Genomic DNA, 13,928 nt, shown 5'->3' with positions numbered 1-13,928 from the left:
ATCTACTCCTCTTCCCCTGCTTTGTGCTCCTGTGAGCGCTTGTAATTCATGCCCATCTCGGCGTACACTGCAGCGACCCGAGTCGCCTCAATCATGCTGCGCCCCTGAGCGGTCCCTTTCCCGGCAATATCGAAGGCAGTGCCATGGTCTACGGAACTTCGCATAAAGGGCAATCCCAGCGTTATTGTTACTGCATGCTCAAAGTCCAAAGTTTTGCAGGCGATGTGGCCCTGATCGTGGTACATCGAAAGAATGCAGTCATTGTGGCCGTCTAGATTCAGCGCGAAAATGGCATCAGCCGAAAGAGGGCCTTCTGCGCAGATTCCAAGCTTTTGCGCATCATCGACAGCTGGGCGGATATCGGTGATTTCTTCGGCGCCGAACATACCGCCTTCGCCCACGTGGGGATTCAAGGCCGCAACGCCGATGGCCGGTTGGTTGAAGCCGAGTTTCTTGAATTCGGTGTTGATGTTCTTGAGAAACTCAAGGATGCGATCATGGTTGGCCATATCACAAGCCTCCCGTAACGAAACATGACGGCTGACGAAAAAGACACGCAGCTTATGGACGTTGAACATGGTTAAGGCATAAGGTGAATGTGTGAGCTCCTGATAGATTTCGGTATGCCCAATATAGGGAACGTCCGCCATTTTCAGCGCGGCCTTATTGATTGCTGCAGTGGAGACTGCGTCGATCTTGCCCGCCATTCCTAGGTCGATGGATTTAGTGATGTATGAGTAAGCACGAAGAGCCGCATCGCGCTGAGGGTAGCCATATTCGATCTTTGCGTCATTAGCCACATCGGTCTGCAACAGATCGACTGTGCCATAGCGGTAATATGCTTCGCTGGGGTCATTAATCATATGGATCTTCAGAGCATCTACATTGCATGCTTTCATTGCCTGTTCAAAGCTGTCTCTATGCCCGATGACGAACGGTTTGCTTATGTCGTAAATCATCGAGGATCTCATGGTCTGGACTACAGTTTCAGGTCCGATTCCAGCTGGATCGCCTAGAGTGATGGCCATGACTGGCTTTTGCAATTCTTCGCTCATATTAAATAGTTGCTTTCTCTGATTGGTTTGTTTGGACATGCTGTTCATCGAAAAGACGGTTGACGACCTGAAGGGATGTCTTTTCTACGCCGGTCAATCCTCCTTTGCATATGACTGGCGTACCCGAGAAGGGTCCGCCGACAATAACTGATTGATCTACTTGAGGAATGAGGTAATCGACCATGTGCAGCCCGTGCGCCTTGATGGCTTTGCAGAAACGTACTGTGGTGTCCCCTCCTGTCAGATAAAAGCCGGCGCAACGTTCGGGAGTAACTATATTGGCCACTGTGCGGGCCACTTCACTGAATTTTTCTGTTATCAGGGTTGAAGCTACTTCGGCAGGAAGGCCGCTGATCTTCGCTAATTCGTCATGTTTGGCCGGAAGCTTGTCTTTCAAGGCGTTGTCAACAGCCAGAAGCACTACCCTCGGCAGGTGGGTGCCAGTCGATAATATTTGAATGGCTTGCTTTTTGACCCGATGCATCTCCTCTCTGCATACTGACGGCTTATTCGAAATCAGTTTCATGGGATCGACTGAAAGAACCGCTGTGCCGGGTTCTGCCGCCAAACGCATCATCTGCATACGAGTGGTCTTCGTGGCGCTGCCGGCGAATGTAAGCACAATGCCCTTGTCGAATTCGCTGGCCTCGGTACGAACTGATCGATCAGGACGAGGACTCGGACGAATAGAGCTGTGTCTCATGGCCAATGCCAGTGTGAGCGGGCCCGGATCGACGGCAACTACTTTCCACCCCAAATCGACGATGGCATCGGCGATCCACTGAATCTCCTGCAATGTAGCGGCATCAATCACAAAGACCCTGCAGCCTCTTGCCCGTTGCAGCAGCAGCTGCGCTGCTATGGTATGGGCGCCGAGCACTACATCGTCGACTGGTACATAAGCTATCTTCTGTTTCATCTGGGACTGCACCAGATCGCGCACGTCGGAAAGCACCACAGGTGTGCGCACATCATGTGCGACATCGGTCATTGCCAGGGGAATCGAGTCAATCAGCAAATATCCGCCGATCATGACTTTTTTCGATTGGGGCATCGCCGGCACCACCAAAGCGACATAGTCGTCATCAAGAACCGACAGCATTCCTTCCATTTCAGCACCTATGTTGCCGCGCATGGTGGTATCGATGCGTTTGGAAAACTGGGTGGCGCCGAGTGAAAGTAAACTCTGCGTGGCTTTACGAACCGCTTTGTATGCTTTCACTGGCTTCATGGCACGAGAATCGGTGCTGGTGATAATCACGTCTTCGTCGGGGCTTACGATATTCGCCATAGTTTGCGTGTCGTAGCACAATGTCGGCTCTATTCCTTCGCGTGCCAGCAACGCTCCCACGGTGGTGCCACCAGTGACGTCGTCGGCCACAATGCCAAGTTCGGTCATCATTACTCCTTTACTGCTTTTAAAAGCTGTATGGATGGGGTGGGAAACTCATTCGGCAGTTGCTCCCACTTTGACGGCCTCGTCTTTTCTCAGCTCAACTGCAGGTTTGAACTCGGTAAGTGTGAGCAATATGAAGAAAGCAAGGACCAGTATCAGTACGAAATAGCTGAATGCCACGGTGTAGTTGTGCGTGGCATCAAGCAGCGCACCCACGATCAACGGAGCGAAGAACCCACCGAGATTGCCGCCGCTGTTGATAATGGAAATGGCAAATGGATAGGTTGAATCGGTTGTCATATTCATTGCAAAGGATGTAAAGCCGGACCAGCCGATGTTGAGGAAGAAACCGGCAAGAATCAGTACTATTGCCAATAGTGCGGTGCTGTTGGGTGTAATCAGCAGAATCGCCATCATCACTGCTGTCATCAGTGCCGTAATCAGCATTGCGGGCTTCCTGCGTCCACGGAAAATACGATCTGAGACAAAGCCGCCAAGAACGGCGCCGATCAGACCTCCGATGTACGGAGTGGACGACATCCAGCCCATGGAAATGGTTCCATAGCCTCGTGCGCTCTTCAAATAGTCAGGAATCCAAGTAATCATCCCATAAAGCACGTTGTTCATGCAGAAGTAGGCAAGCGTAACGCCCCAGATGTTCCAGGACTTGAGCACTTCGCCGTTACGACGGAGCCTACGACCCTGGCGCAGTCTGATGGCCTTGTCGATCCAGCCCATATTGCCAAAATCGACTGCTGTGGTCTTGCTCCCGTTCTTGTCGCCTTCGATATATTCAAGCTCGGCTTTGTTTACGTGCCCGCTCTCCCTGGGGTGAGAACGGACGACCAGATAAAATACCAAGGCCATAATGAATCCGGGGACCGAGAACCAAATAAATACGGATCTCCAGCCAAATGCTTGAGCCAGGAACACGGACACTATTGGGACAAGAATCGGGGCCACCATAGTAGAGCCGATGTAGACACCTGTCGCGATGCCCTTTTCTTTCAAAGGGAACCATGAATTGATTGTTGATGTCATGCCAACGGGTGTGGGTCCTTCAATCAGTCCAAGGAACAGACGCAGAATCAGTAGCGCCAACGCTCCACCCACATGTCCCATGAGGAATGTGACGATCGAAAAACCTAGAATCGCTACGGAAACAATCTTTCTGGTGCCAAACTTACCCATAACCAAGCCGGCGGGAATTTGCGAAACAGCATATCCCAGGAAGAAGAGGCTGGACACTGCACCTGCCTCAAAGTTTGAAATATGGAATTCGCTTCTCATCATTGGCAGAACGGCACCGATATTGGAGCGATCTGCCATGCAGATAACGTAGCCTACGAAGATTGTCGAAAGGACAACCCAGCGATAACCGCTGCGGTGCGGTTGTGCCGCTTTTTGTGTAGATGCCATATACGCTTCCTTGCAATATGAATTCGGCTGAAACATGAAAATTTATATCAATTGTTCTTGTGATTTGGAACTTGATACTGTATTTTTGAGAAAAAAGGTCAAATAACTGTAGCGATGATGATACAAATGACGAATAAAGCTGATACGAATAAGTCTCGTGACCGTCTTGCCGATGTAGCGGAATTGTATTGGATCCAAGGGCTGAAGATAGAACGGGTGGCACGGGAGTTGGGTATTTCACGCTCAACGGTTTCCAGACTCATTGCAAGGGCCAGAAAGGAGCATGTCATCGAATTCTTTGTTCACAGAACGAAAAATTCAGCACTTGAACTGGAGAACCGGCTTATTAAGAAATACCATATCCGGGTAGTCGTCGCTGATACCAGTGACAATGCAGACAACACATTGAAAAGAATGGCTGTAGGAAAATCCGCAGCCATCTGGCTCAATACCCTTGTTCATTCCAACACCACAATCGGTGTTGCTTGGGGCCGTACTATAGAGGCTATGTCGTTGCAATTGCAACAGCGTCATTTGCCCGGCATGCGAATCCTTCAGCTGCATGGGTTCGGCAACTCGCAGACCTTTGGAGAGAACTATGCCACGCAGATTCTTTCGCGTTTTCATAAGAACTTCGATGCATCAGTGCGATTTCTTCCGCTTCCCGCTATTTTCGACTCTGAAAGTACTCGGAATCTCATGTATGAAGAATCGAGCATACGCAAGATTCTTGAATTACGAAAACACATGAATCTGATGGTCACCTCTGTCGGCACACCGAACGGATCTGACCCGAGCCCGCTGTTTACGCCGGGACTATTGAGCAGCAAAGACATTAAGAGCTTGCATGAGCAAAAGGTTATCGGCAACCTTGCCTCAACGTTTTACCGGGCTGACGGCAGCACCAGTGACATCGATCTGAACAGCAGATCGACAGGATTGAATCGCGCCGAGCTGATGAGTGTGGCATCCCGGTTGTTTCTTGTAGCCAGCCCCAGCAAAGCTCGAGCTCTGCATGTCGCCCTCAGGTCCGGATTCGTGACACATCTGGTCATCGACCGCCAAACAGCTGTGGCCCTGCTTGAGTTGTGAAATATAATGGATAAATAATTCGCAATCATATGTGACATTAACCATTCCTTATGGTCCTGTAAATGTGCAGCGCTCAGCCGTCAACGTAGTGTGCCTGTCCATCCAAAATTCCCAGAAATAAAAAGATTTAACCGTGTCATGAAGAAATTCAAGTATGAGCGGCTCGCTTTACTGGCATATAATTTTGGTATAAAGAAAACGGTGACAGTCCGGAATAAGCCTATGAATGGGTAGTAATTTGCCTGCTAACGTTGAATTTGTACCTACTACCTTAAAAGCTTGTATGTTTAATCGTTGTTGCGGATAGGCCGTGGACAAGTGGAGGCGTTATAGCTACCATAAATATTGTTTTCTTATTTGTATTTGTACCAATAGAATCCCCTCAGGGTAAGTGACATCATTTTTGTTGCTAATTGGTCTGAAAAGTCACTTGCGAGCAACGCTGAGTTTTGAACAGATAACACACCGTCGGCTGAATCGTTTTTCGTGTTTATAAATCTGTATTTTGGAGCAAGCTAGACTCATCGTGCCTTAGCCAATGGCTGTTCGTCAATATTACCGTTCAATCAGAATCCGGGTTCTTTCTTTTTTGCTAAGAACTCTGTTGCAAGATAGATTCGTTCAGCCTCGAAATCCTCATTCAATGCCGTCATGTCATATACATCACCCTTGGATAGGTGTCGCTTCGGCATCGATTCGGATTTGTGAAGGTTGGATGTCGGCCTTTTTTGCATAGCCGCAGCAGTTTTCGCGTAGAATCATTAATAGCGGTCGCAAATCTCATCGCGTTAGATATGTGCTCACGATTAGCCGGGGCTGCCCACGCAATGTAGGGCTTTCAACAGTTAGATATTTCTCTCCACCGCTTTTTTGGAAAGCAAATGCTAATAGACCGACTGCAAGCATCCTGATTGACGTTACCCGTGATTCGAATGCCGAGCTGTCCTCCACACTCGCGTGGACGCCGTCAAGCTTATGTTGTTCGTCTCCGCAAGCTATAAGGTCATCATAAAGTTGAATTACTGTTCCATCTGCTCCCATGAACTTCTTGGGCTCCGACTTGCCACAGCTATGCCTCCCATTCCTTGTAAGCTGTGTGGTCGTCAATCTGTACCTGCAATCGCTACGTTCTCACACAATTGCGGTTAAACTCAATCCTTCATAAACGATCAAATTCATCGAAGAGAGTCTCAGCGGCCGCATGCGTCAGAAGATTTATCACAGATTATCTCATAGTGATTCTGCAGCCTACTCTTTGAGTAGGCCGATAAAAACAACGAGTATCGGTGTTGCTGACATGTCGAAGCTCTTGGCAAGGGGGACACGGCTTCTTAATCTAATACCACGATGAGCTCCTGACTCGGATTAAGGTCGTCTAGATCCTGAAGCAGGGAACCTTTTTAGGCAATGGCTATAACTGTTTTTGCTCTATGTTGAATTGTGCCATAAATGGGTCCTGCTGATTTCTTGTCATGTTCTTTATTTGAATTCCAGGCTCCAGTAATGCAGTTAACTCTATAACGGATCACCTCTTCAATAAACTCTCAAGGTTTTGAAAGCCTAGTTCCTACTAGATTGGGTAAGTCTCAGGTGGATCATAAATGGTTGTAATCCAGAAATACCAACCGGGTAGCTGTGACGCACTGCATAATATTGAAAGATGGATTCTGAAGCACAAGACAGTATAAAAAAGGCCAGCCAAGTTGCCTCGGCCGGCTCTTGTCTTGTGGAGCTAGGGGGAATTGATTCATATGTGTCATAAGCTCATTAATTGCAATAAAATAGGGTAATCCGCTGTTTCCCTGTTCCATTACTTGTCCTATTGGATTTCCAAATATCCACGAGCGGAAGTACCTTCAAAGATATGACACAGGAAGTGCGGTTCCTGAGACTTGAATTCAGAGGTGAATGTTTCACCGATGGCCCCATCCCGGTTTCCGCGCTTCCGGAGATTCAAAGGATCACCGAGGCTATTCAGGAAACCGCCATAAGGGAAAGCCCCAAACAGGAAGCAGCCCATATCGATCCTGTTGTCATTCATAAAAAGGCTGTGTTGTGGTTGAGGCCAGTGTTCCCCCGGCCACTAACGAGATTCATACGGAGCTGTTGCGGAGATCCGGAGCTGATGTGGCCAAACGGCTCGGTTCTTTCGATCAAGGTGATTTCAAGGGTATAGACGAATCCGCTGAAATCGGTAAGGCGATTACCGATATATTCGGTTCTCTTGATCAGGATGACGGAATAACATTAATCTCCGCAGACGAGACAATCAGCATCACAGGGAAACAGCATGCCGCCGCAAAGAAGGCATACGAACGTGGTGCTGATTTTCAGTTGGAGCCTTTAAATGAATCTGCGACACAGAGGAAACATCAACAGAAGTTGTCCAGGCAGTTCACTTAATTGTGGATGTGGAACAGAAGAGCTTCAGGCTCAAAGCGATTTCGAATGATAATGTCTGTAAAGGATACTTTAATAATTTTGAAGATATATCTAAAATCAAGAAATCACTGGATTCACCCGGCAAAGCCGAAGTGGTGCGAATCACATGTGATATGCGGATTCAGAATAATTGGAACCATTGGCAGATACCAGGAATAAGGATTCCATATTGAACCTGGTTCGGTTGGCGCGTCCCGTATTATTCAGACTGCTTCACTAACAGAAACTGGAATAACGGGGATGAGCCTGCCATAAGTGACTTAGCAATTGCTGTTGCTTTGAAACTGCTGGAAGGCATTGGTGAAGAATCGCTGCATCTTCCCGGCATATTCCCCACAGAAGAGAGAGGGATGTCTCCTGAGTGGGCCAATGGCCGAACAAGTGGTAAGTGTGGAATCGATTCAGACCTGGGTGCAAATGCTGGTACTGGCTTTAATGTGTTTATTTTCCCGCAGGGTGGATTCACTGGTACCGACGAGGATACTTCGAATTTGAAAGAAGCCCAACAGTTCATTGAAAAGAATGTTGCAGTCTTCCAAGCTTCGAGGCCTGAGTCATGACGACAGCGACGCTTGAGCCGGGCGAATCGATCATTGAGCCTTCTGATGGACTTCTGTACCGTCAGATAACCCCACCACTGTTTGATGAAGAGAACAACCAGCCGGCATCCTTTGCTTTTGGCTAACAAGACTGTGATGAGGGGAAAGTATCCTATTCGCGTAGTTCGGAGGTGACGTCTCAGGTAGCGCGGATTGGCATTGTGCTAATTCATGGAAACCGTCACTTGGAGTTTGAGCCGTTTCTTCTTCCGAAGCACAAACGGAGCCTCTGAGGTGCGTTGATGACTGGACGGATGGCGACCAATCGCAGATAGGAAAAATGGCCCCTGGACATTGGTATCTCGATGTTCGCGGGTTCAGTAAGCCGAAACAAAGAAGAATCCGAACGGTCCTAGTCCGATTCGATTTAAAGCGGGGTGAAATACCGACTAACAAACCGACGGAGTCGTCGGATAGAGCCGGCTGAACGCATAACAAGAGTGGGCATATCCGGGATGAAACCGTGGTATCTACTTACAATAGATACTGCTTACATTCCAAAGAGATTAACGATGACCATAGAAAATAGTATATCTTCGCTTATATTGTTTGCTGGTTCGGCGGTGTCTGTCGGCACAGTAATCATGCCGATGAAAGTTGAGAGTTGGCTTCCTTCATCGACACGACATACCACCTGTGGAGATTGATCAGGAGATCTGAGACAGCAATAGCTGAGATTGAAAGTAGCAGGAACGACTTTAACTGATTCTCTCTCGATCTGATAGAGAACGCTATCAACAGGAAAATCGCGCATGAGATTTTTCGTCGGATGCTTGGGCCGAATGGTGACAGCCGAGTGTTTCCCGGTTGGAGTTTCATTTCTCCGGGGTGTTTGTTCGCAAGCCTCTTTCTAGCAGGTCCATCGGCCTACGCTTTCTGGAGTTTCTAGTTTTACTGCTTTTCCAGGAGAATCCCAAGGATCATTTATCTGATGCCGCGATTGTATTTTTCGCCTTAGTTTTGACTGGTGTGTGTTTCTTTATTGCTTGCTATACTGCTGAGTCGGTATTATATCGGGAATCTGGGTATCAGGGAATTTGTTGATCCTTATTTTTATAGGACCTATGCGATAAAAGGTGTAAAAGGGATGCTTGTTTTTTGCTGAGGACTGTTGGGAAGGACATATTCCACAAGACCGTGCGCAGATGCAGGAATATAGCACTCGAAGGTTTCATGTCAGTATTTTTCGTACCGATTCCATTATTGATCAGGCAAGTGTGGGGGCAGCAATACCACTGGGCTGTTGTGGTTGGGGAAATGTTCACTGCATTGCTATACTGTTAGGGGCTATAATGACAGGCGCGGAAATCCGGCTCTATTCCGTACTGAGCAGGGAAGCAAAAAAGCCAGAGGAGAGTGCAGCTGAATCAAAAGCGTAGACTGGCTAAATGGTTTGTTCCGTGGTTTTGTCATGCGCACTTGGGTAGGTTCCAAAGGTTAGATGTTTGTCTTTTCATAGACATCGTTTTGGCGAATTGAATTGGTGAATTAATTAGTGCTGTTATATCGAGTAAACAGAAAACCCTTAACAAGGTTGTCTTAACAGAATTCTCGATGTGAATAGAAGCGATAATGAGATCAAATATGCACTAAATCAAGTCCGAATCGAAAGAAGCCAGGGGGCCAATCCAGCCAAGCGATCAAAGTGAACCTGTATGCCATAGATGCTGATCGCTTTAGTCTGTTCATTCCCCTATGGGTCACCAACGAGGAGAAAGCCATACAGACACAAAAGCTGCAAGACCCGGAATTGAATCATTCGTATTGAGAACACTGTATGAACAATGATTTCGAGTTGTCGATTGTAAGACTGTCCAATTATATTTTGAAATTGATGAGGATTTGGTATCCACCGAATCCTTCGAATGATGATTGTTCCTGCTGACACTCTGACACCGATGCAGATGTCGTTGTGCTATCTCTTTCCATTTTTGTGTGTTTAACTTTTATCTGGCTTTGGACAGAGCCCATATGAGAAAGATGTCCTCTTTTTGATTTGTCCACTCCTAACCCAGTTTCGACATTAATTGAGTTTAAATGTTGTCCGTCAACTCAAAGATCAGAAAGACCACATTGGCTAGGAATGTAGCTTCTGAGTGATTAGAAGAAGCAACAGCAATAAATAGCAGCCCATCCGTCTATGGATTTCCGTTTACACCACGGTAAGGTGTCTGAGGCTATAATCATGCAACACCGAACTCATAATCGTTCAGTCCAGGTTTCAAGCCTCTGAGGCTCCACAGCCACGAAAAAACAACAGCCACAATGGTTGCGGGGGGTCTCATACCTTCTCAGACCACCAAAAGAACCCCATGTGTACGGTAAAGTGCAATCCGGAGGCTTTCATGGCGTGACAGGTGTGGCGTCATTACCTTATCGTTGCCATACCAACGATAATCGAGCATAAGCCCCGAAAACGCCCATTTCGGCGCACTTATGTAAAAGCCCCGCCGAAGCGGGGCCTGATGCGGTTCTGTCAGTCGTTCAGATGCTGGATGGCGTAATTCGCCTCGTCGGGCGTGAACTGATCGCCGCTCTCGCTGGTGAGCTGCTTACGAATGGCTTCTGGTGTCATATGCATCTTCTTGTGGTAGTATTTCGCATGGGCAAGCGCGTTTGCATTATAGTCCGCCTTGAGATGTTCCGTGGCATATTGGGCTGCCTCAGGAGAGAACTTATACCCGTATTCGTCGGTGAGCTCTTCGTAGATTCCTTGTCTGCTCAAGTGCAATACACGCGAGTAGTAGTCTGCCTTGGCCAGGGCGAAAGAGTATTCGTGAGGCACGCTTGAGTCCGCCTTCGGTGCGTCAGGTGCAGCTTGGGCGCTGTCGTGTTTGAGGCTGATGACTGGCTTCGTGTCAGCGGAAACGGAGGCGACGGTCCAGTTCTCTCCGAGGACTGGGGTCTTACCTTCGTCGGTCTGCACCATATAATCGTGGGCAGTCCAATGGTGTTCGGTCAGGGTTTGGCTGGCTTCATCCCATTTCTTTCCCACCAGTGTCTGCAAATCGAAGATCTCCTTCGAAGGCTGGGTGCTTTTGTTGCTTGCTGGGGCTAATGTGTTGCTTGCTGGGGCTAATGTGTCTTTCAATCCGCCCTGCCCGAAAGCCAGCCCCAGGATGAGCACGACCGCCACGACGATCCATACCCAGGGGTGCTTGTACCATGTTTTCTTCTTGCCCTTGTCCCTTTTCTCTCTGCTCGGTTCGACTTGGACTTCCCCGTTTGGTGCTGGCGTTGTTGCCGTCTCCTGTTCCGTGCCTCCTATGGGTTGTTGCCCTAGTACTTGGAAAGGTATCTGTTTGAGTCGCTGATTGGGTTGTCGCAAAGGCATGGCTTGCGCTGGCTGTTCCTGCGCAGGTGGCATCGTCCGGGTCGGTGGTTCAGGTGAGGTCTGCATTGGCTGCGTGGACTGCGTGGGCTGCTCCTGTTGCGGACGATAACGATCGTAGTCATCGCTTGTCGGTCCTGTCATGGTCTTCCCTCTCATGGTCTGTCAACTGTGACTAGTGCAAAACTATCACCAAGACATACCAAAACCCCGCCGAAGCGGGGCCGATGGCCGTCTTGTGAATCGGGCCAATCCTTTTGGATCACGAGATCCAGCCCGCTGTTCTTGTTGCATGGCCAGGTTGCCTCGAAGCCATCCCAAGAGTCGGTTTGCGTCCCCGAGAAACCATTGGCGGCACCAATTTTTGCTTGTGTGGCTTTCGGGATCGGCAGGGTCGATGCAACGCACTCATAAGCGTCTAAACCATTTATCTCGTCGACGGTAAGGGTGTTGTTGTGGTCTCCCAGACTTAACGAGTCTTTATCATCAGCGTCTTTGCAGGTGTTGTAAACCTTGGAGAGAGCACAGTGGTTATCTTTGACCGTGATCACCTCTGCCGCGACTACTATGCCTCCGAATATGAGCGTTGTAACGGCCGGTATGCATGTCGTTATGGCAAGTGTCCTGGAGCGCTTCTTATACTTCTTGAGCTCTGATGCAAGGCGGATTTTTGATCGGGTTGGCGTTTGCGGCGGCTGCCCCGCAAGCTGGTTGGGCATCGGCGGATCGTAAGAGTGGTAGAACCTTGTCTGGCCCGGACTTGACATGAAGAGTCCTTCCGTGCGTCTTCTGTGACTTATGTCAGCCTATCAGAAGGACATTCATACCTTGGAAGAGGCTGTGTTTCGGATGAAGAGCCATATCAGGGTGCGCTACCGCAGGCTTAACTAAATGCGGAACAGAGAGCGGAAGATTTGTACGATAGCACAGAACGAGGGCGCTAATAGCAAGGGTCAAGCTGAGCAGATATTCTACTGCGGGATAACGAACGATGACGGAGGATCGATATTGAGTGAGCGGTGCCGCAAATTGCTGCATGGTGGTGCGGACGATCGGCATCTGGTAGCGGGTGTGTGAGTTCTGGCATGGTTCATTTACTGATGTGCGTTTTGTTTTTCTTCCGGTTTCTCGCAGAATGGTATAAGCAGATGACTCCTGCTCCGGCGAGGAACAGGAGGATGGAGAATAAGGCGAAATAGCATATTTGGCTGAATAAATCGTAATCGGTAAAGAACACCACGATGGCGACGATTCCGACTGCCGTGAAGATGCTGAGGGTGTAATAGACGAAGTCTTGTGCTCTCCTGGCCCAATGGCCTGCCGTCCACATGCCAAGCACGAACGAGAAAGGGATGACTACGAGCAGGTGGACGGCACCGAAGATGGCCAGGAGGCTGAGGTTGTCGTTGGGCGACTCGATGAGGATGAATGGACAGGCTGTGACAAGGAAGTAATAGCTGAAGAGGAGGATACTGGTGACCCCGACCCTTTGCTTGCGCTTATGGTCAATGGTGGCGTGGTCGTCCTTGTCGGGTTCCATGATTTCCACAGTAGCAACCGTGGTATGAGAGAGTACGGGAACCGGGTGAGCCTACACCATGGTCGCAGATCAGCATGAGAAAGCCCCGCCGAAACGGGGCCTGGCAAAACTGAGTCATTGCTTCTTGAGATGGACAGTGGTCGTGGTGCCCACCGCGATGGACGAGTAAGTGATCTCACCGTCCGTGTACTTGAAGTCCTTGGTAGCGTCCTGAGAGGCGAGCAGGCTTGACGACATCTTCTCCTTGTCGCCTTGGCTGGTCCACGAATAGTCGCCGGCGGCGGTCGGGGAGTGAAGCTGCCCGACCAGTACAGGCTGCTGGAGTCCGGGCTGACCCAGTTGACATCGATCTTGTCTGCTGCCACGGTGGCCTGCTGGTAGTGGTCCTTGTCGGCCCCGTTCACCTGCTTCCACGTGCCTGTGAAGTCTGCAGGCTTGGGGGCTTCCGTCTTTTTCTCGGTCTTCTCCTGGGAGCTGGTCTGTTCCTTCTTTGAGTCGGCGCTGTTCGAGCCGCTCCCTCCGCAGGCCGACAGCCCCATCGTCAAAGCCGCCACGGTGACCAGAGCAGCGATGCCCTTCTTCATAAGTCAATCTCCTTTGCTTTGCCAGTCATCTGCGAGTGTCCGCCAGCCTATCAGGAGGACATGCCCTCCTGTTATTCGGTTAATGGTTCTGTGAATGATTGGAATGGTCGTGTTTGAATCGAGTAGCCATCGGTAGTCTTGTATTATTTGGAAGGTGATGTCAAGTTCGCAGGCGATCTGGTAGGAGTTCCCTCCATAAATGTTTTTTGTAGTCCGGTATTCAAGTGGGTCGACCAGCTTCAACGCGGTCTCCCTCCCGGTGCGGTGTTCGACGCGGGAACCTTAGACTCCTGTCCTGGTGTTGTCGGCGTGCTGCCAGTGGATGAGCTCATGAACGAGCGTGCAGCGTTTCTGCGTGTAGGTCATGCTCCGGTCAATGAGGATCATGTTGGAGAATGGAGCTGGTGGCAAAGTGTCATGTGAGGAGGGGGAGCTTATCATGGACGAGCATGGTCCGGCAAAGACCACAT

General features: G+C 49.4%; 12 protein-coding genes and 1 pseudogene. 4 read left to right on the top strand and 9 right to left on the bottom strand.

The features are described 5' to 3' along the window. Positions 1-2: 2 nt before the first annotated feature. From pdxA to J3T92_RS06720, 3 genes are read right to left on the bottom strand one after another with little or no spacing between them, the layout of a single operon-like run. A complete protein-coding gene (pdxA, locus tag J3T92_RS06730; RefSeq protein WP_267400634.1) occupies positions 3-1,055 on the bottom strand; it encodes a 4-hydroxythreonine-4-phosphate dehydrogenase PdxA in 1,053 nt (350 codons plus the stop codon). 1 nt (position 1,056) lies between these two features. Beyond that, positions 1,057-2,457: a four-carbon acid sugar kinase family protein gene (locus J3T92_RS06725; RefSeq protein WP_267400633.1), complete on the bottom strand. Its 1,401-nt coding sequence runs from the start codon at positions 2,455-2,457 to the stop codon at positions 1,057-1,059. A 45-nt stretch (positions 2,458-2,502) separates the two neighbouring features. Beyond that, positions 2,503-3,870 (bottom strand): MFS transporter, encoded by a 1,368-nt coding sequence (locus tag J3T92_RS06720; protein WP_267400630.1) that lies wholly within the window; start codon positions 3,868-3,870, stop codon positions 2,503-2,505. A 126-nt stretch (positions 3,871-3,996) separates the two neighbouring features. On the opposite strand from J3T92_RS06720, the gene J3T92_RS06715 reads away from it, so the two are divergent. From J3T92_RS06715 to J3T92_RS06700, 4 genes are all read left to right on the top strand, one after another. Further along, positions 3,997-4,962 (top strand): sugar-binding transcriptional regulator, encoded by a 966-nt coding sequence (locus tag J3T92_RS06715; RefSeq protein WP_267400628.1) that lies wholly within the window; start codon positions 3,997-3,999, stop codon positions 4,960-4,962. A 2,055-nt stretch (positions 4,963-7,017) separates the two neighbouring features. After that, positions 7,018-7,365, top strand: a complete 348-nt coding sequence (locus J3T92_RS06710; RefSeq protein WP_267400626.1) for a hypothetical protein — start codon at positions 7,018-7,020, stop codon at positions 7,363-7,365. 317 nt (positions 7,366-7,682) lie between these two features. Next, positions 7,683-7,964, top strand: a complete 282-nt coding sequence (locus tag J3T92_RS06705; protein ID WP_267400624.1) for a hypothetical protein — start codon at positions 7,683-7,685, stop codon at positions 7,962-7,964. Further along, on the top strand, positions 7,961-8,089 hold the full coding sequence (locus J3T92_RS06700; RefSeq protein WP_267400623.1) for a hypothetical protein: 129 nt from the start codon (positions 7,961-7,963) through the stop codon (positions 8,087-8,089). Before J3T92_RS06705 ends, J3T92_RS06700 begins: the two co-directional genes overlap by 4 nt. Positions 8,090-10,479: 2,390 nt before the next feature. On the opposite strand, the gene J3T92_RS06695 is transcribed toward J3T92_RS06700, so the two are convergent. The 6 genes and pseudogenes from J3T92_RS06695 to J3T92_RS06670 form a co-directional block, all read right to left on the bottom strand. Next, the gene (locus J3T92_RS06695; RefSeq protein WP_267400622.1) at positions 10,480-11,478 is read right to left on the bottom strand and encodes an Ltp family lipoprotein; all 999 of its coding nucleotides are present in this window, start codon (positions 11,476-11,478) and stop codon (positions 10,480-10,482) included. A gap of 11 nt (positions 11,479-11,489) precedes the next feature. Then, on the bottom strand, positions 11,490-12,053 hold the full coding sequence (locus tag J3T92_RS06690; protein ID WP_267400621.1) for a hypothetical protein: 564 nt from the start codon (positions 12,051-12,053) through the stop codon (positions 11,490-11,492). Positions 12,054-12,135: 82 nt separating this feature from the next. Continuing rightward, positions 12,136-12,393 carry a hypothetical protein gene (locus J3T92_RS06685; protein ID WP_267400620.1) on the bottom strand — a complete coding sequence of 86 codons (258 nt, stop codon included), beginning with the start codon at positions 12,391-12,393 and terminating at the stop codon, positions 12,136-12,138. A 31-nt stretch (positions 12,394-12,424) separates the two neighbouring features. Further along, entirely contained in the window at positions 12,425-12,883 is a 459-nt protein-coding gene (locus J3T92_RS06680) for a hypothetical protein (RefSeq protein ID WP_267400619.1), read from the bottom strand. A 105-nt stretch (positions 12,884-12,988) separates the two neighbouring features. Continuing rightward, complete coding sequence (locus J3T92_RS06675; protein ID WP_267400618.1) at positions 12,989-13,288, bottom strand: hypothetical protein; 300 nt, start codon at positions 13,286-13,288, stop codon at positions 12,989-12,991. A 452-nt stretch (positions 13,289-13,740) separates the two neighbouring features. Further along, positions 13,741-13,928, bottom strand: a pseudogene (locus J3T92_RS06670) (hypothetical protein); the annotation flags it as partial.

Source organism: Bifidobacterium sp. B4081, assembly GCF_026537335.1.
Classification (GTDB): domain Bacteria; phylum Actinomycetota; class Actinomycetes; order Actinomycetales; family Bifidobacteriaceae; genus Bombiscardovia.
Note: the sequence above shows the minus strand (reverse complement) of the source record. Positions and strands in the feature narration are given on the sequence as shown.